Annotated in this window: 21 protein-coding genes; 13 read left to right on the forward strand and 8 right to left on the reverse strand. The window is 72.1% G+C overall.

Annotated features, from left to right (window positions below):
• Window positions 1-263 precede the first annotated feature (263 nt).
• Together AC068B_RS22185 and AC068B_RS22190 are read left to right on the forward strand one after the other, a co-directional pair.
• Window positions 264-887 (forward strand): NADPH-dependent FMN reductase, encoded by a 624-nt coding sequence (locus AC068B_RS22185; protein ID WP_478673396.1) that lies wholly within the window; start codon window positions 264-266, stop codon window positions 885-887.
• A 38-nt stretch (window positions 888-925) separates the two neighbouring features.
• Complete coding sequence (locus AC068B_RS22190; RefSeq protein ID WP_478673397.1) at window positions 926-1,846, forward strand: NADP-dependent oxidoreductase; 921 nt, start codon at window positions 926-928, stop codon at window positions 1,844-1,846.
• Between the two features lie 48 nt (window positions 1,847-1,894).
• Here the strand turns inward: AC068B_RS22190 and AC068B_RS22195 are convergent, their stop codons facing one another.
• Window positions 1,895-2,824, reverse strand: a complete 930-nt coding sequence (locus tag AC068B_RS22195) for a maleylpyruvate isomerase family mycothiol-dependent enzyme (protein WP_478673398.1) — start codon at window positions 2,822-2,824, stop codon at window positions 1,895-1,897.
• The gene (locus tag AC068B_RS22200; RefSeq protein WP_478673399.1) at window positions 2,821-4,602 is read right to left on the reverse strand and encodes an ABC transporter ATP-binding protein; all 1,782 of its coding nucleotides are present in this window, start codon (window positions 4,600-4,602) and stop codon (window positions 2,821-2,823) included. The genes AC068B_RS22195 and AC068B_RS22200 overlap by 4 nt, the downstream gene beginning before the upstream one ends.
• Before the next feature lie 275 nt (window positions 4,603-4,877).
• On the opposite strand from AC068B_RS22200, the gene AC068B_RS22205 reads away from it, so the two are divergent.
• Complete coding sequence (locus AC068B_RS22205; RefSeq protein ID WP_478673400.1) at window positions 4,878-6,992, forward strand: ATP-binding protein; 2,115 nt, start codon at window positions 4,878-4,880, stop codon at window positions 6,990-6,992.
• Here the strand turns inward: AC068B_RS22205 and AC068B_RS22210 are convergent.
• Window positions 6,973-7,827, reverse strand: a complete 855-nt coding sequence (locus AC068B_RS22210; RefSeq protein WP_478673401.1) for an oxidoreductase — start codon at window positions 7,825-7,827, stop codon at window positions 6,973-6,975. The genes AC068B_RS22205 and AC068B_RS22210 overlap by 20 nt on opposite strands.
• Window positions 7,828-8,032: 205 nt before the next feature.
• Between AC068B_RS22210 and AC068B_RS22215 the strand changes: the two genes are divergently transcribed.
• Window positions 8,033-8,881, forward strand: a complete 849-nt coding sequence (locus AC068B_RS22215) for a helix-turn-helix transcriptional regulator (protein WP_478673402.1) — start codon at window positions 8,033-8,035, stop codon at window positions 8,879-8,881.
• Between the two features lie 13 nt (window positions 8,882-8,894).
• Here AC068B_RS22215 and AC068B_RS22220 read toward each other — a convergent pair whose 3' ends face one another.
• Window positions 8,895-10,232 (reverse strand): ROK family protein, encoded by a 1,338-nt coding sequence (locus tag AC068B_RS22220; protein ID WP_478673403.1) that lies wholly within the window; start codon window positions 10,230-10,232, stop codon window positions 8,895-8,897.
• A 173-nt stretch (window positions 10,233-10,405) separates the two neighbouring features.
• Here AC068B_RS22220 and AC068B_RS22225 point away from each other — a divergent pair, with 173 nt between their 5' ends.
• Genes AC068B_RS22225 through AC068B_RS22240 form a run of 4 tightly spaced genes read left to right on the forward strand, consistent with a single transcriptional unit; the run spans window position 10,406 to window position 14,987 of the window.
• Window positions 10,406-11,728 carry an ABC transporter substrate-binding protein gene (locus AC068B_RS22225; RefSeq protein ID WP_478673404.1) on the forward strand — a complete coding sequence of 441 codons (1,323 nt, stop codon included), beginning with the start codon at window positions 10,406-10,408 and terminating at the stop codon, window positions 11,726-11,728.
• Between the two features lie 10 nt (window positions 11,729-11,738).
• Entirely contained in the window at window positions 11,739-12,731 is a 993-nt protein-coding gene (locus tag AC068B_RS22230; protein ID WP_478673405.1) for a carbohydrate ABC transporter permease, read from the forward strand.
• A gap of 10 nt (window positions 12,732-12,741) precedes the next feature.
• Window positions 12,742-13,581, forward strand: a complete 840-nt coding sequence (locus AC068B_RS22235; protein ID WP_468568593.1) for a carbohydrate ABC transporter permease — start codon at window positions 12,742-12,744, stop codon at window positions 13,579-13,581.
• Window positions 13,578-14,987 carry a GH1 family beta-glucosidase gene (locus tag AC068B_RS22240; protein ID WP_478673406.1) on the forward strand — a complete coding sequence of 470 codons (1,410 nt, stop codon included), beginning with the start codon at window positions 13,578-13,580 and terminating at the stop codon, window positions 14,985-14,987. Before AC068B_RS22235 ends, AC068B_RS22240 begins: the two co-directional genes overlap by 4 nt.
• A 33-nt stretch (window positions 14,988-15,020) precedes the next feature.
• Here the strand turns inward: AC068B_RS22240 and murJ are convergent, their stop codons facing one another.
• Together murJ and AC068B_RS22250 are read right to left on the reverse strand one after the other, a co-directional pair.
• Window positions 15,021-16,622, reverse strand: a complete 1,602-nt coding sequence (murJ, locus tag AC068B_RS22245; RefSeq protein ID WP_478673407.1) for a murein biosynthesis integral membrane protein MurJ — start codon at window positions 16,620-16,622, stop codon at window positions 15,021-15,023.
• Window position 16,623: 1 nt separating this feature from the next.
• A complete protein-coding gene (locus tag AC068B_RS22250; protein WP_478673408.1) occupies window positions 16,624-16,923 on the reverse strand; it encodes a hypothetical protein in 300 nt (99 codons plus the stop codon).
• A 196-nt stretch (window positions 16,924-17,119) separates the two neighbouring features.
• Here AC068B_RS22250 and AC068B_RS22255 point away from each other — a divergent pair, with 196 nt between their 5' ends.
• Window positions 17,120-17,704, forward strand: a complete 585-nt coding sequence (locus AC068B_RS22255) for a hypothetical protein (protein ID WP_478673409.1) — start codon at window positions 17,120-17,122, stop codon at window positions 17,702-17,704.
• Window positions 17,704-18,183 (forward strand): hypothetical protein, encoded by a 480-nt coding sequence (locus AC068B_RS22260; RefSeq protein ID WP_478673410.1) that lies wholly within the window; start codon window positions 17,704-17,706, stop codon window positions 18,181-18,183. The genes AC068B_RS22255 and AC068B_RS22260 overlap by 1 nt, the downstream gene beginning before the upstream one ends.
• Here AC068B_RS22260 and AC068B_RS22265 read toward each other — a convergent pair.
• Window positions 18,138-19,349, reverse strand: a complete 1,212-nt coding sequence (locus AC068B_RS22265; protein ID WP_478673411.1) for an MFS transporter — start codon at window positions 19,347-19,349, stop codon at window positions 18,138-18,140. The genes AC068B_RS22260 and AC068B_RS22265 overlap by 46 nt on opposite strands.
• A gap of 73 nt (window positions 19,350-19,422) precedes the next feature.
• Here AC068B_RS22265 and AC068B_RS22270 point away from each other — a divergent pair, with 73 nt between their 5' ends.
• Both AC068B_RS22270 and AC068B_RS22275 read left to right on the forward strand, forming a co-directional pair.
• Window positions 19,423-20,181, forward strand: coding sequence for a DeoR/GlpR family DNA-binding transcription regulator (locus AC068B_RS22270; protein ID WP_478673412.1), 759 nt, complete (start codon window positions 19,423-19,425; stop codon window positions 20,179-20,181).
• 32 nt (window positions 20,182-20,213) lie between these two features.
• Window positions 20,214-20,864 carry an HAD family hydrolase gene (locus tag AC068B_RS22275; protein WP_478673413.1) on the forward strand — a complete coding sequence of 217 codons (651 nt, stop codon included), beginning with the start codon at window positions 20,214-20,216 and terminating at the stop codon, window positions 20,862-20,864.
• On the opposite strand, the gene AC068B_RS22280 is transcribed toward AC068B_RS22275, so the two are convergent.
• Entirely contained in the window at window positions 20,854-21,462 is a 609-nt protein-coding gene (locus AC068B_RS22280; protein ID WP_468568352.1) for a TetR/AcrR family transcriptional regulator, read from the reverse strand. The two genes, AC068B_RS22275 and AC068B_RS22280, sit on opposite strands and share 11 nt — an antisense overlap.
• Window positions 21,463-21,570: 108 nt before the next feature.
• Here AC068B_RS22280 and AC068B_RS22285 point away from each other — a divergent pair, with 108 nt between their 5' ends.
• Window positions 21,571-23,076, forward strand: coding sequence for a cytochrome P450 (locus AC068B_RS22285; RefSeq protein ID WP_478673414.1), 1,506 nt, complete (start codon window positions 21,571-21,573; stop codon window positions 23,074-23,076).
• Window positions 23,077-23,118: the final 42 nt, after the last annotated feature.

The following is a 23,118-nucleotide window of genomic DNA, read 5'->3' on the forward strand; positions in this document are numbered from 1 at the left end:
ACTCCTCCTGCCGTCCCGCGCCACGACCTGCCCCGCCGTGGCCGTCCCGGTGCTACCTGCCCGGACGCGCCCCGCAGTACACGGACCCGGGCGCTCGCGCCGTGATCAGGGCCGATCGCCTACGCCCGGGGCACCGGGTGCTCCGCCGGTCGGCCTAGTCCTGGAGCTGGTACCGATCCCGGTCGTGCGACAGATGCGGGGCCGGGGTGCGCCTTCGTAACTTCGTCGGTGTCAAGAGCGAGCACCGAGCCGGGGAGGCAGACATGAACGACACCCAGCAGACCGTCCGACGGACCCACAAGGACGAGCCGGTCGGGGGGCCGGGGCTCTTGAAGGTGGCTGTCATCATCGCGAGCACCCGGGAGGGCCGCTTCGCGCCCACCATCGCCGACTGGTTCACCGGGCAGACCGCGCAGCGCCACGACCTGGACGTCGACGTGATCGACCTGGCCGAGGCGCGCCTGCCGGACGAGCTGTCCAAACGGCCGGGCCCGGAGGTCGCCGAGGTCGGCGCGCGATTGGCCGCGGCCGACGCGTTCGTCGTCATCACGCCCGAGTACAACCACAGCTTCCCCGCGTCGCTGAAGACCGCCATCGACTGGCACTACGAGGAATGGCGTGCCAAGCCAGTGGGCTTCGTCAGTTACGGGGGCCTCTCGGGCGGCCTGCGCGCCGTCGAGCACCTGCGGCAGGTCTTCGCGGAGCTGCACGCGGTGACCGTCCGCGACACCGTGAGCTTCCACGGCGTGTGGAGCTGCTTCGACGAGTCCGGTGAGCCGACCGATCCGACCGGCCCGGAGACCGCGGCCAAGACGATGCTCGACCAGCTCACGTGGTGGGGCCGCACCCTGCGCGACGGCAAGACCGTCCGCCCCTACGCCGCCTGACCGCATCACCACCCAGCCACGTCGACCAGGGAGTTGGCATGAAGATGACCGCCGCCGCACTGACCGCCTACGGGCCGCCGGAGGTCCTGCGGCCGACGGAGCTCGATGCTCCGGAGCCGGGTCCCGGTGAGGTGCGGGTCCGAGTGAGGGCCGCCGGGGTCCAGCCGTTCGACCTGGGGGTGCGGGAGGGCTGGGTGCCGCCGGGCGCCGAGCCGGGGTTCCCGGTCGTCCCCGGCAACGAGTTCGCGGGCGTCGTGGACCTGATCGGCGAGGGCGTCGGCGACTTCGTGCCGGGCGACGAGGTGCTCGGATACTCCCTGCTCGGCGGATACGCCCAGTACGCGGCCGTACCCGCCGAACAACTGGTCCACAAACCGGCCGCCATGCCGTGGACAGTCGCGGGCGGCTTCTCCGGCAACGGCCAGGGCGCCCACCTGGCCCTCTCCCACCTGCGCGTGCGCTCCGGGGACACCGTCCTGATCGGCGCGGCGGCCGGTGCGCTCGGCACGTTCGCCGTGCAGTTGGCGCGGGCCTGGGGTGCCACGACCGTCATCGGCACGGCAAGCGAGGCCAACCACGACCACCTGCGGGCACTCGGTGCGGTCCCCGTGACGTACGGCGAGGGACTCGTCGACCGGATCCGCGCCGTCGCGCCGGACGGCGTGGACGCGGCGCTCGACGCGGCGGGACCGGAGGGGCTGCGGGCCGCCGTGGCCGTGGCCAAGGACCGCGACCGGGTGATCACGATGGTCGCCACGGAGGAGGCGGCACGCCTCGGGCTGCCCGACTGGGGCGGCACACGGTCCGCGGCACGGCTGGCCGAACTCACCGCGCTGTACGAGAAGGGCGCGGTGAACGTGCACCTGCGCGCGACGTTCCCGCTGGCGCGGGCGGCCGCCGCACACCGCCTCGTGGCCACGCGGCACGGCCGGGGCAAGGTGGTCCTGACGGTCGACTGATGCCGACCGCCCCGACGCCACGGCACGCCGCGCGGCCCCGCCCCCGCGTCACCTGCGCAGCCAGTGCCCCGCGCCCTTCACCCAGTCGGCGAACAGGGCCTCGTCGCCGAGGACTTCGATGCCGTCGGCGGGGGTCGGGGAGCGGCGCAGGTAGAGGAGGAGCAGGAGGTCGGTGAGCGGGCCCCGTACGGCAGTGGTCGCCTTCTTGTGGCCGTGCGACCAGGTGATCGGGGTCCCGGTGAGGTCGATGAGCCACTCCCCCGTGCCGTCCGGGGCATCCGTCGCGTGGAAGTGGAGCGTGCGATCGGGGCCGAGGAGCGCGTGCAGCTCGGCCTCCGACTCGTAGGCCTGGGGCAGGGTGCTGAACTCAAGCCACTCGTCGAGGCCGTCGAGCGCGACGTCCGCGTCGAGGGTGTACGTCCCGTCGACCGCGGCCGTCGCGTCGAAGCGGTGGACGACCGTCTCGTACGTCATGCGGCGGGCCCAGAAGAGCGGGGTGCCGCCCGGGGCAACGGTCCACACCTTCACCTCGGGGCCCGCCTCCCGCAGCGTGTCCGTGAACTTGGCGGCGCCTTCCGTGAGCCAGGCGGACAGCGCGGGGACGTCGTCGTCCGCTTCGGGGGTGACGAGGTTGACCTGTTCGTCCGGGACGGGTCCGGTGGCTCGGGTCCGGACGACCGTCTCGGCCCAGCGGTGCGCGCCGCCCACGTGCCGCAGCAGGTGGGCGAGGGTCCAGCCGGGGCAGCCCGGCACGGGCGCGGTGGCGTCCGCACCGGCGATGGTCGCGGTCAACTGGGCGGTCTGGTCGATGATTCGGTCGGCGTAGCGGTCGTGGACCGTCTGGAGGCTCGGACGCGTCATGGCGTCACCGTAGACCACGGACTGCAGCGTGCTCGGCACGAACCAGGGGCTGGCGAAGACGGACGAGGGCGCGGGGCGCCGGGACGTCGGCCGGGAAGGCGTCGGTCGCTCGGTCATGCCGACGTCGCCAGGAACTGTGTCGCCGCCAGTTCCCCGTACAGGGGGTCCGCCGCCACGAGTTCGGCGTGCGTGCCCACCGCGCGTACCTTCCCCGCGTCCATCACCACGATCCGGTCGGCGAGCGTCACCGTCGACAATCGGTGCGCCACGACCAGGACCGTGACCTCGCGGGACACCTCGGCCACCACGTCCCGCAGTGCCAGTTCGTTCACCGCGTCCAGCTGCGAGGTCGCCTCGTCGAGCAGCAGCAGACGCGGCTTCCTGAGCAGCGCCCTGGCGATGGCCACCCGCTGCCGCTCGCCGCCGGACAGCTTGGAGCCCCGGTGGCCGACCACCGTGTCCAGGCCCTCGGGCAGCCGCTCGACCACGGCGTCGAGCCGGGCGCGCACCAGAACGTCCTGGACCTCGGAGTCGGTGGCGTCCGGCGCCGCGAAGAGGAGGTTCTCGCGCAGGGTGCCCGCGAGGACGGGGGCGTCCTGCTCCACGTACCCGATGGCGGCCCGCAGTGCGGCCAGCGGCCACTCCCGCACGTCCTTGCCGTCGACCAGGACCCGGCCGCCCGTCACCTCGTAGAACCGCTCGATCAGTCCGAACACGGTGGTCTTGCCCGCGCCCGAAGGACCGACGAACGCCGTCATGCCCGGGCCCGGCACGTCGAAGCTCACGCCGTGATGGACGTACGGGAGGTCGTCGCGGTAGCGGAAGGTCACGCCGTCGAAGACGACCGAGGCGGGACGGTCGGCGGTGGGTGCGGGCTTCTCCGTCTGTTCCGTCTGTTCCGTCTCCAGGCGTTCCGCCTGCACGATCCGGGCGATCGCCGCCGATCCCACCTGGTACTGCGACGCCGCCTCGACCAGGCGCGACACCGGGTCGATCAGATAGAAGAGGAAGAGCAGGAACGCCACCAGCGTCGAGACGGAGATCGCACCCGACGCGACGCGCGCGCCCCCGATCCCGAGCACCGCAAGGAACGACACCTGCACGGCGAGTCCGACCGAACTCCACGCCACCGACTGCCACTTCGCCGACCGCACGCCGTGCCGCCACGCCTCCTGCGCGGCCGCCTCCACCGCGGCCGACTCGCGCTGCTCGGCACCGGAGGCCTTCAGCGTCCGGAAGGCGCCGAACGCCCGCTCCAGCGCGGTCGAGATCGTGCCCACCGCCTCCTGGGCGCGCTCCGTCGCCCGTGCGATCTTCGGCATGACGAGGGAGACCGCGCCGCCGATCAGCACGATCACACCGAGCGTGACGCCGAGCAGCACCGGGTCCATCAGCCCCATCATCACGATCGTCGCGATGAAGGTGAGTCCTCCGGAGGCCGCGGAGACGACGGACTGGGTCGTCACGGCCCGCAGCAGCGTCGTGTCCGAGGTGACGCGCGACATCAGGTCGCCCGGCTGGGTCCGCTCCACCTCTCCGAGGCGCAGCCGCAGCAGCCGCCCGATCAGGGTGCGCCGGGCCGCGAGCACCACGGACTCGGCGGTGCACTCCAGGACGTACGCGCCGACGGACTCGATCGCGGTGCCGATGACCACCAGCGCGGTGAGGAGCAGCAGGATTCCGGCGATCGAGTCGTCGCCGCCGAGCCGGTCCACGAGCGACTTGGCCGCCAGCGGCTGGGCGAGGCCGGTCGCCGAGCCGATCAGCGTCAGGAAGGCGCCCAGGGCGACGGCGCCGCGGTGCGGGCGGAAGTGGCGGTACAGGGCGCGCCAGGTCTCCTTCGCGGGCAGCCGCTCGGGCTTCCCCACGGCGTCCTGGGTTCCTGCGGGCGGCATGGGTCTCGGGGTGGGGGCTGCGTCGGTCACGTCGGACAGGACGCAGTGGGGCCTGATCCACCTGACTGACGCCCTCACCGCCCTCGAACAGGAATGCGACAAGTCGCCGTCCCGCATGATTCGGTCCCGTACTTCACTACCCCGAATACAGGAGGGGAGTTAGTCGATCAGCCGAATCCGGTGCAGTGACGATTCTGCACAGGGACGGTGGACGGTGGCACGGGGCGGGCGAACGGGCTCGCGGTGGTGAACAACGCGAGCGGGAGTGGTGTGGCGTGCGGGTGTGGGGTCACTGGGAGGGCACCGGGCGACCGGCGCGGTTCGGCCGGAGCGCCGGAGGCCTGGTTGGCAGGTCCGAGGAGCTGGGGGCGCTCCGCAGGATGCTCGCCCAGGGCAGGCTCGTCACCGTGGTGGGCGGTGCGGGGATCGGCAAGAGCCTGCTCGCCGAGCACGCGGCCGCCGCGGTGGGGAGCTCGATGCCGGACGGTGTGGTGCGGGTGCGGTGGTGGGACGGCGTTCCCGCGCGACGGCGTTCGGTGGCGCAGACGGTGGCGGAGGCGTTGGACGGCGAGACGGAAGAAGCGGGAGACTCTCAAGAGGCGATGAGTCCGGCGGGGCGAGCCCAGGCGGCCGTCGGGGTCGCGGCGCTCGTGGCGCGGCTGCGGTCGCGGCGGATGCTGGTGGTCCTGGACGACTTCGATCCGGTACGAGGAGAGTGCGTGCGCCTCGTACGGGCGCTCCTCGACGAGGCACCGGACGTGCGGGTCCTGAGTGCGGGACGCCATCCGCTGGGCCTCGGCGAGGAGGCGGTGCTGCGGCTCGGGCCGCTGGGGGGCGCGGCGCACAGCAGTGCTTCCGATGCCGCCACCGACCCCGACCACGGCGCCCCGCTCGGCACCGGGCCCGCGGCGACGCTCTTCCTGGAGCGGATGCGGGCCGCCCGAAGCCGTGCGGGCCACGAGGGGCAGCCCCGCGGCCGCCCCGGTCCCGCGCAAGGCGAGCACGTGGACGAGCACGTGGACGAGCTGCGTCTCGCGGACGACATCTGCCGACGGCTCGAAGGCATGCCGCTGGCCATCGAGCTGGCGGCGGCGCAGGCGGTGCAGTACTCGCTGCCGCAGCTCGCCCGGATGCTGGAGCCCGCGCAGGGCTGGCTCGGGGTGGCGGACGCCCCGCTGCGCAGGCACCGGTCGCTGCGCGCCGCCGTGGGCGCCGGGTACGCGCTGTGCGACTCGGCGGAGCGGACCGTATGGGCCCGGCTCAGCGTGTTCGCCGGGAGCTTCGACGAGGACGCGGCCGCCTATGTGTGCTCGGGCGGCGGACTCGACGCCCAGGACGTGCCTGCCTCGCTGGCCCGCCTGGTGCTCGCCTCGGTCCTGGAACCGGTCCGCGATCCGGGCGGCGTGCTCGCCCCGCGCTACCGGATGCCCGCCGCGGTCCGCGGGTTCGGGGCCGAGCGGCTGCAGTCCGCCGGGGAGACGGCCGCGGCGGTCAGCCGCCATCTGTACTGGTACGGCCATGTCGCCTCCACAGCCCACCACCTGTGGAGCACGGGGCTGCACGAACGTGCCGCCTCGCTCGTCCGCGACGAGGAGACCGACCTGCGCGCCGCCCTCGCCCGGGAGCCGAGCGGCGCCGACCCGGCGTCGGCGACGCTCGCGCTCGCCGTGGACCTGTGGTTCTGGTGGGCGGTGTGCGGCCACGCCGAGGAGGGGCGCGCCCTGCTGGGCCGGTTGCTGCCGCTCGCCCGGACCGATACGCGGGTGTGCGGGCAGGCGCTGTGGCTGGCCGGTTGGCTCGCCGTGTGCACCGACTCCCCGGAGGCCGCCGAACTGCTCGGCCAGGCCTGGTGCGTGGCCCTGCTCGCCGGGGACGACGCCACCGTCGGGCGCGTCTCGCACGTGCTGGGCGCGCTCGCCCTGGCGGACGGCAGGACCGAGCGGGCCATCGCCCATCTGCGGGAGGCCGCCGACACCATTCCCGTGCACGCCGAGCACGGTCCGCCCGCCGCCGTCAGCTGGGCGCTGCTGGCCGTGGCGCAGGCCAGGGTGCGGCCCGCCGACGCGTGGCGCAGCGTACGCCGTGCCTCGGCGGGGCCGCAGCCGCGGCACGACCTGTGGACGCGTTCCATGACCCAGTACGCGCAGGCGCTCCTCGACCACTTACGGGGGCACCGCAGCCGGGCCTGGCGCCGGGCGCACAAGGCGCTGGCAGGCGCCCTCGGTGTAGCGGGAGCTTCCACGAGCTTCGGCGATGGCGTCGGTAGCGGCAGCAGTGCGGGCGCGGCCCGCGCCGTGGCCTCCATGGCAGGACTACCTGGCGCCGCACTCATCCATCAACTGATCGCCGATATCGAGTCGGGCCCGCCGCCTACGAGCCGGTCCGGCTGACGTCGTCGAAGTCGGTGGAGGCCGACAACTCGGCCCATGCCAGCATGTCGCGCTCGAACACCTCGCGTCCGGCCCGGACGAGCCGAAGCGCGTCGTTGCCCAGCAGCAGCCGCGTCGGCGGCTGGTCGGCCGCCACGATGCGCAGCACCGCGGCCGCGGCCTTGTCCGGGTCGCCCGGCTGGGTCCCGCTGCCGTTGACGCGCCGGGCGCGCAGCGGCTCGAACAGCTCGTCGTAGTCGGCGATCGCACGGGGTGCGCGGATCATCGAGCGGCCGGACCAGTCGGTGCGGAAACTGCCCGGTTCGACGGCGGTGACGTGGATGCCGAAATCGGCGACCTCCTTGCCGAGCGTTTCGAGGATGCCCTCCACCGCGAACTTGCTGCCGTGGTAGAAGCTGAGGCCCGGCATGGTGATCAGCCCGCCCATCGAGGTGACGGCGATGATGTGGCCGCGGCGGCGCTTCCGCATGTGCGGCAGCACGGCCTTGATCACCGCCACGGTTCCGTAGACGTTCACCTCGAACTGACGGCGGAGGTCGGCCATCGACGACTCCTCGAAGAGACCGTCGTGGCCGTAACCGGCGTTGGCGACGAGGACGTCGACCGGGCCCAGGTCGCGCTCGGTCTCCGCCGCGACCCTGTCCACCGCGTCGTGGTCGGTCACGTCCAGGATGCGGGCGTGCGCGTCGCCGGTGAGCGCTTCAAAGGCCCGTGCGTCGGCGGGCGTGCGCACCGTGCCCACCACCCGGTGGCCCGCGGCCAGCGCCGCGCGTCCGAGTGCGCGGCCAAGGCCGGTGCTGACGCCGGTGATCAGGAATGTCTTGGTGTCCGACACAGGAGTTCCCTTCGTACGATGCGAACAGAGGCCGACCGGGGCGGTGAGGCCCCGGCCGGTCTCGACGCGTTCCACTTCAGCACCGGAATCGGCTGATGACCGGCTTCAGGGGGGTCCGCTTCGCCCCGGGGACAGCCGGACCGGGGGACTGCCAGTCCCCCCTTCGCGGGCCGTCGGAGCGATCTTGGGTCGTATCGTGAACGGCATGGACCGCAACGCAGCTCTCGGTGGGTTCCTCCGCTCCCGGCGGGCACGGATCACCCCGCGCCAGGCGGGCTTGTCCGACGACGGCGGCTCCCGGCGAGTGCCGGGACTGCGCCGCGAAGAGGTCGCGCAACTGGCGGGTGTGAGCGTCGACTACTACGTACGCCTGGAACGCGGCCGCCGACTCAACGTCTCCGAGACCGTCCTCGACGCCATCTCCCGCGCACTGCGCCTCGATCCCGTCGAGCGCACCCATCTGTTCCAGCTCGCCAAGCCTTCCGCAGGCAGGCCCCGCCGCACGGCGACGCGTCCGCAGCCGGTCCGCCCCGGGCTGCGCGACCTGCTCCGGATCCTGGAGCACACCCCCGCCCTCGTGCTGGGGCGGCGACTGGACGTACTTGCGTCCAACCGGATGGCACGTGCGCTGCTCACCGACTTCGACGCACTGCCGCACCGCGAGCGGAACCTGGTGCGGTTCATGTTCTGCGACGGGACCGCCCGGTCGCTGTACACCCATTGGGGCACCCACGCCCAGGACATCGTCGCCTCGCTCCGGCGCGACGCCGGACGCCATCCCCACGATCCGCTGCTTGCCGAACTCGTCGGCGAACTCTCGATCGCGGATGAGGACTTCCGTACCTGGTGGGCCGACCAGAACGTGCATCGACACACGCACGGCAGCAAACACTTCCACCACCCGGTCGTCGGCCCGCTCACCCTCAACTACGAGTCCCTCACCCTGCCCGCCGACCCGGACCAGCGGCTGAGTGTCTACACCGCCGAGGAAGGCTCCAGCTCCGAAGAGGCACTGCGGCTCCTGGCTTCAACGAGCGGGAAGAACCGGACCTGAGAGCGTGGTCACCTCACCGTGCCCCCCGCCCCTCCAACACCACCTGCCAGTCCGGCACCCCGGACACCGCCGACTCGGTCCGTGACGGGGCTGTGCGGCGTCGGCCGCCGCGGGCGAAGAAGTCGGCCAGGGGCAGCGTCGCCGCGCCCACGGTGACCGCGTCGGGGCCGAGTTGGCCGAGGTCGACGGTGGCGCGGGCGGCGGGGTGGCGCAGTGCGTACGCCTCGGTGTACTGGCGGACGGCGGGCAGCAGGTGCGGGCCGAGCTGGAGCCCGGCCCAGCCGCCGACGAGGACGCGTTCGGGGCCGAAGAGGTTGACGAGGTCGGAGATGCCCGCGCCCAGGTACTCGGCGGTCTCGTCGAGGACAGTCACGGCGACGGGGTCGGGCGTGCCGCCGTCCCCCGGGTGCGCCGCCGCCAGCAGGGCGCTCACGCCGGTCTCCTCGTCGGCGCCGGACGGCAGCACGCCGCCCGCCTCCTGCCAGCGCGCGAGGAGCGCCTCCGCCCCCGCGTACGCCTCCAGGCAGCCCCGCGCCCCGCAGCGGCAGCGGCGGCCGCGGACGCTCACCGTCAGGTGGCCCCACTCGGCGGGCCCGCCGCGCGCCCCGCCGTGGATGACGCCGCCGGTGACGACGCACGCGCCCACTCCGGAGCCGATCAGCACGATCGCCGCGTCGCGCGCGCCGCGGCCGCCGCCGAACCACATCTCGGCCTGGCCGAGGGCCCGGGCTCCGTTGTCGACGAAGTAGGCCGTGTCGGCGGGGAGTTGGATCGTCTCTCGCAGCATGTGTTCCAGCGGGACGGCGTCCCAGCCGATGGTCTGGCCGTGCACCACCGTGCCGCCCGTGCCTTCCGTGGCGCCCGTGTCGTCGCGGTCGACGATGCCGGGCACGCCGACGCCCACCCCGATGAGGGATCCGCCGGGCTCGATGCCCGCCTCCGCCGCCACCTCCGCCACGCCTTCCGCGATGTGACGGACGATCGTCTCCACGTCGTGCCCCGTGGCCGTCAACGGGCGTTCGGTGCGGGCCAGTTCCGTCAGCGCCAGGTCGAAGGCCTCCACGCGGACCCGCGTCTCCCCCACGTCGACGCCGATGAGGCGGCCGCTGGACGGGGCGACACGCAGCAGGGTGCGCGGGCGGCCGCCGTCCGACTCGACGCTGCCGGCCTCCTCAAGGAGCCCGTCGGCGGTGAGTTCGGCGACGACGTTGCTCACGGAGCCCGAACTGAGTCCGGTCGCGGGACCGAGCGCCTGACGGCTCATCGGCCCGCCGAAATACAAGCGTTGCAACACCGAGGCGCGGTTGCCCACGCGCAGGTCGCGCACCGTTCGACTGCTCCGCTCGGCCATGTGGCTCCTCTCCGATCGGCAACATACCCGTGCGCGACCCCTTGACGCGACTTTCTCTCAGGTTTTAACTCACGTCCTAAATTAAGTCATGAATTCGTTCAGACCTCGAACTCGGCGCCCCCATACGCCTGTTCTCATTCCCGCTCATCCACCATGAAAGGGACGGATCCGCCATGCGCAGACTCCGAGCCGTGGCAACTCTTGCCACCGTGACCGCTCTCACCGGTGCCACCCTCACGGCCTGCGGCGGCGGCACGAGCACGGGCGGCGAAGGCAGCAACGCCTCGCCCAAGACGCTCACGTACTGGGCCTCCAACCAGGGGCCGAACATCGCGGCGGACAAGAAGATCCTCACGCCCGAGCTGCGGAAGTTCGAGCAGCAGACGGGGATCAAGGTCAAGCTGGAGGTCATCCCCTGGTCCGACCTCCTCAACCGGATCCTCGCCGCGACCACGTCCGGCCAGGGCCCCGACGTCCTCAACATCGGCAACACCTGGTCGTCCTCGCTCCAGGCCACCGGCGCCCTCCTGCCCTGGGACGCGAAGAACTTCGCGGCGATCGGCGGCAAGGACCGCTTCGTCGACGCGGCGCTCGGCTCGACCGGCACCGCGGGCAAAGACCCGGCGGCGGTGCCGCTGTACTCACTCTCGTACGCCCTCTACTACAACAAGGCGATGTTCAAGGAGGCGGGCATCAGCAAGCCGCCGGCCACCTGGGACGAGCTGGTGGCCGACGGCAAGAAGCTCTCCAAGGGCGGCAAGTGGGCGCTGGGCGCAGAGGGTTCGAACCTGGTGAACAACATCCACCAGGCCTTCGCCCTCGGCAAGCAGCACGGCGCGGACTTCTTCGACGCGCAGGGCAAGCCGACGTTCACCTCGCACGGTGCCGTGTCCGCCGTGAAGCAGTACGTCGACTTCATGGCCAAGGACAAGATCATCGCGCCGGGCAACGCCGAGTACGCGCAGAACCAGTCGCTGCGGGACTTCGCCCAGGGCAAGACGGCGATGGTGCTGTGGCAGGCCGCGGCGACCACGTTCGAGGCGCAGGGCATGAAGCCCGACGAGTGGGGGGTCGCCCCCGTGCCCGTGGCCTCCGGCAAGCCCGGCGCGGAACGGCAGGTCAACTCGATGGTCGCGGGCATCAACCTCGCGGTCTTCAAGAACACCGACAACCTCGACGGCGCCCGCAAGTTCGTCAAGTTCATGACGAGCGACGCCGAACAGGCCCACCTCAACAAGGCGTACGGGTCGATCCCGCCGGTCACCGCCGCACAGCAGGACACGGCCTTCGACCGGGCCGACACCGCCGTCCTGCGCGACACGCTCCGCAAGAGCGCCGCGCCGCTGCCGCAGGTGCCCAACGAGTCGCAGTTCGAGACGTCGGTGGGCACGGCCGTCAAGAAGCTGTTCGCCGACGCGGCGGCGGGCAGGGCGGTCACCACGGATTCCGTGCTGGCCGAGCTGTCCAAGGCACAGCAGCAGATGCCGAAGAGCTGAGAGCCGCCCCGTGACCACCCTCACCGAACCGCCCGCCGCCAAAGAGCAGGCGCCGCCCTCGGGCAAGCGCCCCTCGCGGCTGCGCCTGCCCGCCCGCCTGCGCCGCGTGTCGCTCCCCTACCTCCTGCTGCTCCCCGCGCTGCTCCTCGAACTCGTCGTCCATCTGGTGCCGATGGCCGTCGGCATCGTGATGAGCTTCAAGGAGCTCACGCAGTTCTTCATCCGTGACTGGGGCGCCGCCCCCTGGACGGGCCTGGACAACTACAAGCTGTCGGTGGACTTCGACGCCCCGGTCGGCGAGGCGCTGCTGCACTCCTTCTACGTCACCGTCGCGTTCACCGTGCTGTCCGTGGGCCTGTGCTGGCTGATCGGCACGGCGGCCGCGGTCTTCATGCAGGAGCACTTCCGCGGCCGCGGCCTGCTGCGGGCCGTCTTCCTCATCCCGTACGCACTGCCGGTCTACGCGGCCGTCATCACCTGGTCGTTCATGTTCCAGCGCGACACCGGGCTGATCAACCACGTCCTGCACGACCAGTTGGGGCTCACCGACAGCCGCCCGTTCTGGCTCATCGGCGACAACAGCTTCGTCGCCCTGCTGACCGTGTCGGTGTGGAAGGGCTGGCCGTTCGCCTTCCTCATCGTCATGGCGGGGCTGCAGAACATCCCCAAAGAGCAGTACGAAGCGGCGGCGATCGACGGGGCCGGGATGTGGCAGCAGGTGCGGCGCATCACGCTGCCGTCGCTGCGGCCGGTGAACCAGGTCCTGGTCCTGGTGCTGTTCCTGTGGACGTTCAACGACTTCAACACGCCGTACGTCCTGTTCGGCAAGTCGGCGCCCGAGGCCGCCGACCTCATCTCCATCCACATCTACCAGTCGTCGTTCGTCACCTGGAACTTCGGCACGGGCTCCGCCATGTCGGTCCTGCTGCTGCTCTTCCTGCTCCTGGTGACGGCCGGGTATCTGCTGGTGACCTCGCGGGGAAGGAAGACCGCCGATGTCTAGGCGCTCACCGATGGCCGCGCCGCGTTCGTTCCTGTGGTCGCGGCGGATCTTCCTGACGCTGCTGGCAGGCTTCGTGCTGCTGCCCGTGTACGTGATGGTCAGCAGCTCCCTCAAGCCGCTGCAGGACGTGTCCGGCTCGTTCCGCTGGATGCCCTCCGGGTTCACCGTGCGGCCGTACTTCGACATCTGGAAGACGGTGCCGCTGGCCGACTACTTCATGAACTCGCTGATCGTGGCGGGCGCGGCGACGGTGTGCTCGGTGGTCATCGCGGTGTTCGCCGCCTACGCGGTCAGCCGTTACCGCTTCCGCGGCAAGCGGGTGTTCACCGTGACCGTCCTGTCGACGCAGATGTTCCCGGGCATCCTCTTCCTGCTGCCGCTCTTCCTCATCTACGTGAACGTCGGCAACGCCACGGGCATCGCGCTGTTCGGCTCGCGTGCCGGGCTCATCCTCACGTATCTCACCTTCTCGCTGCCCTTCTCCATCTGGATGCTGATCGGCTACTTCGACTCGGTGCCGCGGGAGTTGGACGAGGCGGCGCTTGTCGACGGCTGCGGGCCGCTGCGTGCCCTGTTCCGTGTCGTGGTGCCCGCCGCGATCCCCGGCATCGTCGCCGTCGCCGTCTACGCCTTCATGACCGCGTGGGGAGAAGTCCTCTTCGCCTCGGTCATGACCAACGACGCCACGCGCACCCTCGCCGTGGGCCTGCAGGGCTACGCCACCCAGAACGACGTGTACTGGAACCAGGTCATGGCCGCCTCCCTCGTCGTGAGCATCCCTGTAGTCGCCGGTTTCCTCCTCCTGCAGCGGTATCTCGTCGCCGGGCTCACCGCAGGAGCCGTCAAGTGACCCTCCCCGAAAGGAACTCCGTGACCGACCCCTCCTCCTTGGACTCCTCCTCCGTGGACCTCTCCGCGCTCCCCCGGGACTTCGCGTGGGGCGTGGCCACATCGGCGTACCAGATCGAGGGGGCCGTCGACGAGGACGGCCGCGCGCCCTCGATCTGGGACACCTTCGCCCGCACCCCGGGCGCGATCGACGGCGGGGACACGGGCGACGTGGCCTGCGACCACTACCACCGCTGGCCCGAGGACATCGCGCTGATGCGGGAGCTCGGCGTCGGCTCCTACCGCTTCTCGCTCGCCTGGCCGCGCATCGTGCCCGGGGGCGACGGGCCGGTCAACGCGGCGGGCCTCGACTTCTACGACCGGCTCGTCGACGCCCTCCTGGAAGCGGGCATCACCCCGAACGCGACCCTCTACCACTGGGACCTGCCGCAGGCGCTGCAGGACCGCGGGGGCTGGCCGGAGCGTGCGACCGCCGAGCACTTCGCGGCGTACGCCTCGGCGGTGGCCGAGCGGCTCGGCGACCGGGTCCCGCACTGGGCGACGCTCAACGAGCCGCTGTGCTCCGCCTGGATCGGCCATCTGGAGGGCCGCATGGCGCCGGGCCTCACCGATCTGACGGCCGCCGTGCGCGCCTCCTACCACCTGCTGCTCGGGCACGGTCTGGCCACGCAGGCGATCCGTGCGGCGGCGCCCCGCGCGCAGGTCGGTATCGTCAACAACCTCTCCCCCGTGGAACCCGCGTCCGACCGGCCCGAGGACGTCGCCGCCGCCCGCCGGGTCGACGGGCACACCAACCGCTGGTGGCTCGACCCGCTGCACGGCCTCGGCTTCCCCGCCGACATGCGGGAGGTGTACGGCGTCGACCTGCCGGAGCGGGCGGGCGACCTCGCGACCATCGCGCAGCCGCTGGACTGGCTGGGCCTCAACTACTACTTCCCGGCCGTCGTCGCCGACGATCCCACCGGTCCCGCGCCGTTCGCCCGCCAGGTGTACCGGCCCGAGGTGCCGCACACCGGCATGGACTGGGAGATCGACGCGGGCGGCATCGAGAGCCTGTTGATGCGGCTGACCGAGGAGTACGGGGCACGTCGGCTGTACGTCACCGAGAACGGTTCGGCGTACCCCGACGTCGTCCGCGCCGACGGCACGATCGACGACGTGGAGCGCACCCGCTATCTGGGCGCGCATCTGGCGGCCTGTGCGCGTGCGGCCCGCCGGGGCGCCCCGCTCGCCGGGTACTACGCGTGGTCGCTCCTGGACAACTTCGAGTGGGCGTACGGCTACGACAAGCGCTTCGGCCTCGTCCACGTCGACTACGCGACGCAGCGCCGCACGGTCAAGGGCAGCGGCCGCCACTACGCGGACCTCGTCCGGGCCCACCGCCACCGGACCGCGCGGGCTGCCTGACCGCCCGGCCGTCGACAAGGATGCCGCGCGGTCTCAGCGGCGCAGGCCGCGCAGCATCCGTACCTCCCCTATCCGCAGCAGGCGCGCGAGGACGAGGAAGCCGACCGCCATCGTCACGGCGCCGGCCGTGAGCGTGAGCGCCGTCGCGGTGGTGCCGGTCGGTGTCACCTCGGCTCCCGCGCGGGCGGCCGCCCAGCCGAGGGCACCGGCCAGAGCGGACGCCACGAACAACTTGCCGTAGGTGCGGGACAGGCGGCGGCCGTCCAGATAGCCGCCCAGGCGGCGGCGCATCAGCCGCGCGGTCAGCAGCAGCCCCACCACGTACGACAACGTGTACGCGGCGGCCATGCCGGTGACCGCCCAGCGTGCGGGCAGCAGCAGATGGCAGGCGGTGGCCAGGGCCATGTTCACCCCGGCCACCCAGACCGCCATCCAGAACGGGGTGCGGGTGTCCTCGTAGGCGTAGAAGCCGCGGAGCAGGAGGTACTGCGCCGAGAAGGGGATGAGGCCGAGGCCGAACGCCTGGAGCATGTGGCCGAGGGGCTCGGTGGCCGCGGCGTCGGACGCGCCGTGGGCGAAGAGCAGCTCCGCGGTCTGCGGCCCGAAGGCGAGGAAGAAGAATCCGGCGGGCACGATCACCGTGCCGGTGATGCGCAGCGCACGGGACAGTTCGCCGCGCAGGTCGGCGGTCCGGCCCTCGGCCGCGGCCTTGCTCATCCGGGGCAGCAGCGCGGTCACCAGGGAGACGGTGACGATGGACTGCGGGAGGAGCCAGATCGTCTGCGCGTAGGAGTACGCGGTGTAGCCGACGCCGTCCTTCGGCAGGGTCCGGTCGGCGGCGTTGGCGTAGTTCGTGACGACGGTCAGCGCGACCTGGTTGGCGAGCACGAGCAGCAGCGTCCAGCGGGCGGCCCGTGCGCTCTTGCCGAGGCCGGTGCCGCGCCAGTCGAAGCGTGGTCTGAAGCGCAGGCCCGCGGCGCGCACGTACGGCACGAGCGCGAGGGCCTGCAGGGCTATGCCTATGGTGGTGCCGATGCCGAGGAGCCTGACCTGGGCCGCGGTGATGTCGTCGACGCTGTCGGGCACGGTCATCAGGCCCAGATAGGCGCCGAACATGGCGACGAGCACGACGTTGTTGAGGACCGGGGTCCACATCATCGCGCCGAACTTCTCGCGGGCGTTCAGGACCTGTCCGAGGATCGCGAAGAGCCCGTAGAAGAAGATCTGGGGCAGCAGGAACCGGGCGAAGACGACGGTGAGCTCGAACGCCTCGTGGTTCTCGGCGGTGTCCCGCATGTAGAGACTCACGATCTGCGGGGCCGCCCACACCGCGAGGGCCGTGCCGACGCCGAGCACACAGACGACGAGAGTGATCAGGCGCTGCTCGAACGCCGTCCCGCCGTCGGCGTCGTTCGCACGGGCGCGCACCAGCTGGGGCACCAGGACGGCGTTCAGGGCGCCGCCGATGAGCAGGGTGTAGAGGCTGGTGGGGACGGTGTTGGCGGTGTTGTACGTGCCCGCGAGGAGTCCGGTGCCGAGGGCGGCGCCCTGGAGGACCTGCCTGATCAGACCGGTGGCGCGGGAGACCACGGTCCCGAAGGCCATGAGGAGCGAGGAACGCGCGAGGGTGGCCACGTCAGCAGCACCTCATGTGCGGCTCGTCGGGCTGGAACCCCACGACGGGGGCCGTGTGGGACAGCCCCGGCACGTCGAGGAGCAGGGCCGCGGCGCCCCCGTGGGCGTCCGGGTCGTACGCGACGGCGTGCAGGGAGAGCGGCACGCCGTCGAACTCGGGCCATGCGGTGTCCGGTTCCAGGAGCGCGGGGCCACCGCGGCGGAAGCCGGGGCGGGCGAGCGCCGCGCAGTCGCCGCCCGCCCGCTCCCCCAGCCGGTCGACGCAGAGCCGCCGCACGTCGTCGTCGGGTTCGAATTCCATGCATTTGATCTTCCCACGGGCTTGTGACAGCTCATGGACCCGCTTCGGCTCGCGGACCCGGGAAGCCGACCCCGACCGATCGCACGGTCACCCGTACGCGTCGCCACCGCACGCGCGTGACCTCGCCGTGCCGCCGTAACGTCCGGTTCACCCCAACTCGTACACCCGGCAGGCAAGAAAGCGAGACCCACTCCCCATGTCGACATCCGTGCCCGCTGCCGCGGCACCGGTCCGCCGCGGCAGTTCCCTGACCCGCTTCGTCGTCCTCTTCCTGCTCCCCCTGCTCACCGCGGCGAGCGGCTTCCTCGTCGCCCCGGGGCAGGCCCATGCGGCCCAGGTGCCCGCTGCGGCCGCGATCGCCGCACCGGCCGCCGTCGTCGACGAGCCGTGCACCAGCAGCGATCCCGCCGTCTGCATGATCCGGGAGATGACCCCGGAGCAGCGCGCGCAGGCGCGCGAGACCCGGATCCGCTACCACCGGCTGCTCGACACCATGGAGGACGTCGCCGACCGGATGCATGCGGCGGGCAGTTCGGACGAGGAGATCGCCCGCACGCTGGTGGACATGCGCAACGATGCCAAGGACATCACGCGCGCGGGCATGTCGCCCGAGGCCGTGCAGGCCCTGGAGGCACGCAACATGAAGAAGTACGGCAACCCGCTGGGCCCGACGGCTGATCAGCAGTACGCCAAGTACGGCAGCTGGAGCGCGGTCATCGCGGCCGCCACCCGGAGCAGCGCCGCCGTGGACCGGGAGCTCGGCCTGGAGCCGCGCGGCTGATGACGCGGCTGTCGGACTACGACCGGCACGGCCGGGTGTGGGACCTGGACCCCGCTTCAGGGCTCTTCTCCCCCGCACCCGGCGGCAGCTGCCACGGCTTCGTCCACCTTCCCGGAGAGGGCGAACAGGCGGCCGCCGCGCTGTACGGCGCCGGGGCGGGGGACGGGACGCTCTGGCTGCAGTTCGGGGCGCGGCGCTGGGACTGCGCGTCGGCCTCCGTCCGGCAGGGCTCCCTGCCGGACGGGACCCGCCACTTCACCGTCTCGGGCTCCGTCTCGGGTTCCGTCTCGGGTTCCGGGGGCGACCCGGAGTTCGAACTCCCTTATGCGGCAGCGGATTCCGGCCCCTTCGACCCGGCATACGACTGGCTGGACGAGCTCGCCGACGATTTCTACCTCTGGGTGGCCGACCGGCTCGCCACCGCCGCATCGCGTCAGACGCTGCTGGAGCACTTCCGGGCGGGGTTCCCCGCCACCTGAGGGGTCTCCCGCAGGATGCCCGACGCGCAGGCCGCGATCACGCAGAACGCCACCGGCAGGAAGAAGGTCAGGTTGAGCGGCATGAAGTGGGTCAGCGGGCCGATGACCGCGGGGCCCGCGAGCATGCCGAGGTAGCCGAGCCCCGCGACGCGGGAGACGTTGGCCCCCGCGGCGTCGGGGTCCGCGTGGCCCGCGGCGCTGAAGAGCTGGGGGATGCAGCCGGAGAGGCCCGCGCCGAACACGGTCCAGCCCACCAGGGCGAGCGGGATCCAGGGGGACAGGGCCGCCGCGGTCAGACCGACCGCGGCCACGGCGGCGCCGTACCGGAGGATGGCCACCGGACCGAACCGCGCGGCCACGCGGTCGGCGAGCAGACGGCCGACGGTCATGGCCGTGGCGAAGGCCCCGTAGGCGAGGGCGGCGGTCGCGGCGGGCGCGTCGAGTACGTCGCGCAGCTGCAGCACGCTCCAGTCGTTCGCCACGCCCTCGCAGAGCATGAGCATCAGGGCGAGGGCGGCAAGGGCCCAGATCCGGCGCGGGGTTCCGCGCCGCGCCTGCGTCGGCGATTCCGACGACTCGTGCGACTCCTGCGACGGTTCGGATGCGGGTTCGGGGCGCAGCAGCGCGGGGGCGGACAGGGCAGCGGCCGCGACGCCGAGCAGGGCCACCGCGCCGAGGGTCGCCGCCGGGCTCCAGCCCCAGCTGAGCGTGCGGGCGCCGACCAGCGCGGCGAGGACGCCGCCGATGGAGAACGTGGCGTGGAAGGCGGACATGACGGGCCGCCGGTAGCCTCGCTCCACCTGCACGGCATGGGCGTTCATGCTGACGTCCAGACAGCCGTTGCCGAGGCCGAGGGCGAGCAGGGCCGCCCCCAACGCCCATACGTTCGTGGCCAGTCCCGGCAGCACCACGGCCGCGGCGCACAGGGCCGCGCTGACGGGCACGACGGTGCGGGCGCCGAGCCGGTCGGTCAGCGGGCCCACGATCTGCATGCCCACGAAGGCGCCCGCGCCGAGCAGCAGCAGGAGCCAGCCGAGCACGGCGTGGCTGATCCCCGCGCGGTCCTCGACGGCGGGGATGTGGACGATCCACATGCCCATGAGGAAGCCGTTCAACGCGAAGTAGGCGAAGGTGGCCAGGCGGCCGGAGCGCAGTGTTCTGTCCATGCATTCGAACATAACGAACAGATTCAATGTTCGGAAGTTTGATTCTCGAACAGTTCTGATGTTTGATGCGAGTGTGGCCAGTACAGATCGACTGAGGCAGATCACCGACGCCGTGCGCGACGCGGGGCGGATCGGTGTCGCGGAGCTCGCCGAACTCACCGGCGCCTCCGAGATGACCATCCGCCGCGACCTGGAGGCCCTGTCGGAGCAGGGCGTTCTCGAGCGCTACCGCGGCGGGGCGCGGAGCCTTCTGCTGCGCGGCGAGGAACCGCCGTTCGCACTGCGGGAGCAGGAGGGCCTGGCGGTCAAGCGGCGCATCGCCGCCGCGGTGGCCGGGCTGATCGCGGACGGGGAGTCCGTGGTCGTCGACAGCGGCACGACCTGCCTGGAGGTGGCCCGCGCCCTCGAACACCGCCGACTGACCGTGATGCCGCTGTCCCTGCACGCGGTGAACGCCCTGTCCGCCGCTCCGCAGGTGACGCTGCTGGTGCCCGGCGGCCGCCCGCGCCCCGGCGAGCTGGCCCTCACCGGCCCGCTGACCACGGCGTCCCTGGCCGCCCTGCGCTTCGACACCGCCGTGATCGGCTGCTGCGGACTGACCGCCGCGGACGGCCTCACCGCCTACGACCTGGACGATGCCGCGATCAAGCGCGCCGCGATCGGCTCGGCCCGCCGCGTCATCGCCGTCGCGGACGCCGCCAAGCTCTCCCGTACCGCCCTGGCCTTCGTCGCCCCCGCCGCCGCCCTGCACGCCGTCGTCACGGACGACGCGGCACCGGACGCGGAGACCGACGCGCTGGCCGCGGCGGGCGTGACCGTACGAAAGGTATGACCCCCATGTCCCCCACGCCTCCCATGCCCTCGATGCCCTCCATACCCCCCATGAACGGCAGCCACCGCGCCCCCGCCGCCGCGCACGACGTCGTGCTCTTCGACATGTTCGGCGTCATCGCGCGCCACCAGTCCGAGGACGGCAAGGAGCGTCTGGCCGCCATAGCGGGCGGGCCCGCCCCGGCCTTCTGGGAGGCCTACTGGGAGTTGCGTCACCCGTACGACCGCGGGGACGTCACCGGCGCCGCGTACTGGCGGCAGGTGGCCGATGCGCTCGGTGTCGGCTTCGACGACGCCCGGATCGCGCGGCTCGTCGAGGCCGACCTCGCCAGTTGGAGCGCCGTCGACACCACCATGGTCGCCCTCCTGGAGGAGTTGGCGGCCGCAGGGCAGCCGATCGCACTGCTCTCCAACATCCCCGAGGAGCTGGCCGCCCACTACGAAGAGCGGCATTCCTGGCTCAAGCTCTTCCAGGTGTGCGCCTTCTCCTGCCGCATCGGCCACGCCAAGCCCGAACCCGACGCCTACCGCTGGTGCCTGGACGCCCTCGGCTCCGCTCCTGGCCGCGTCCTCTTCGTCGACGACCGCGAGGACAACATCAGCGCCGCCGAGGCCGTCGGCATTCAGGGCCACCTCTTCACGACCCCAGCCCGGCTGCGCGAGGTGCTCCGCCTCAGCGTGTGATCGCGCCGAGCAGCGCCTTGGCGCACAGGTCCCGCACCTGCTCCCGCGTCAGGTCCGGTTCCTCCAGCCACTCCAGACAGACCGCCACCATGAACGCGAGCCACCCACGCACCGCGAGGCGCAGCGCGGGCAGGTCCTGGGTGATGTCCGAGGCGTCCGGGTCCGCGGCGAGGGCCGCGAGGATCTGCCGCTCCTGGGCGGCGAGACCGTTGCGGTAGACCTCGCGGACCAGCGGGTCGCCTGCCGCCTCGGCCCGGTGGAAGGCGCGAAAACCCTGCGCGTGGCTCTCCACGTACCCGAGGAACGCGTCGAGGCCGGTGCTGATCTGTTCGTGCACCGGCAGGCCGGGCTCCGCCGCCGTCAGGCGCAGCATGCGCTCGCTCTCCCGGTGCACCACGGCGGCGAAGAAGTCCCGCTTGGTCGGGAAGTAGTGGTACAGAAGCCCCCGCGAGACGCCCGCGATCTCCGCGACCCGCTCGATCCACACGTCGTCGTACGGCTTCTGCGCGAAGAGCCGCGCCCCGACCGAAAGCAGCTGCTCACGCCGCTCCTCGGTACTCAGTCTGCGGCGCGTGCGCTCCTGGGGATTCGCGGCCATGCAGGCACCTTACTTGACGCGAATTCAATAGGGGCACCAGACTGGGATCTCCTATTGAATCCACGTACAACAGGCCCAACGGGCCCGTCGGACAAGGGAGATGGGCACATGGCGCAGACGACGCGGTCCGCGGCTGCGAACGGTCCTGACGGGCAGCGCGCCCCTGCCGCTCCCCCGAAGGGTTTCCGCAGCGCAGAGCTCGGCTGGCCCGAGCTGCACCGGATACCGCACCCGCCGCGCCGGCTACCGCTGCTCGGCGACATCCTGGGCGCCAACGTACGCACGCCGCTGCAGGACTCCATGAAGATGGCCCACCAGCTCGGGCCGATCTTCCGGCGCAAGGCGTTCGGCAAGGAGTTCGTCTTCGTGTGGGGCGCCGAACTCGCCGCGGACCTGGCCGACGAGTCGCGGTTCGCCAAGCACGTGGGCCTCGGCGTGGCCAACCTCCGGCCGGTCGCGGGCGACGGCCTCTTCACGGCGTACAACCACGAACCCAACTGGCAGCTGGCGCACGACATCCTGGCCCCCGGTTTCAGCCGCGACGCGATGAGCGGCTACCACCCGCTGATGCTGGACGTCGCACGGCAGCTGACGGCGCGCTGGGACGAGCGGGAGGCGGCGGGCCGGGCGGTGGACGTGCCGGGCGACATGACGAAGCTGACGCTTGAGACGATCGCCCGCACCGGCTTCGGGCACGACTTCGGCTCCTTCGAGCGGTCCGCGCCGCATCCCTTCGTGTCGGCCATGGTCGGCACGCTCTCCTTCGCCCAACGGCGCAACGTCGTGCCGCCGCTGCTGACCCCGCTCGTGCTGCGCGGCGCCGACCGGCGCAACGACGCCGACATGGCGTACCTCAACCGCACCGTCGACGCGGTGATCGCGGCCCGCCGCGCCGAGGGCGGTTCGGATTCCGGTGCTGTCGGAAGCGGTGATCTGCTCGACCGCATGCTGGAAGTGGCCCACCCGGAGACGGGAGAACGGCTCACTCCGGAGAACATCCGCCGACAGGTCATCACCTTCCTGGTCGCCGGGCACGAGACGACGTCCGGCGCGCTGTCGTTCGCGCTGCACTACTTGTCGCGCTCCCCGGAAGTGCTCGCCCGCGCGCGGGCCGAGGTCGACGAGGTCTGGGGCGCCGAGGAGGAGCCCGCGTACGAGCAGGTGGCCAAGTTGCGTTATCTGCGCCGGGTGCTCGACGAGTCGCTCCGGCTGTGGCCGACCGCTCCGGGATTCGCCCGTGAGGCGCGGGTGGACACCACCCTCGGGGGCGAGCACCCGATGCGCCGCGGCGCGTGGGCGCTGGTCCTCGCGACGATGCTGCACCGCGATCCGGCCGCGTGGGGCGAGCACCCGGAGGAGTTCGACCCCGACCGGTTCGCTCCTTCGGCCGTACGTGCACGGCCCGCTCATGTCTTCAAGCCGTTCGGCACCGGCGCTCGCGCCTGCATCGGGCGTCAGTTCGCCCTGCACGAGGCGACCTTGGTGCTCGGACTGCTGCTGCGCCGCTACGACCTGCACGCGGATCCGGCCTACCGGCTGCGCATCGCGGAGCGGCTCACCCTGATGCCGGACGGCCTCACCCTGCGGCTCACCCGCCGCGCCCGGACTGCTTGAGGCGCCATTGTCAGACCCGTGCGCAAGAGTGGAGGTGGCATC

This window comes from Streptomyces sp. NPDC042371 (assembly GCF_056437465.1).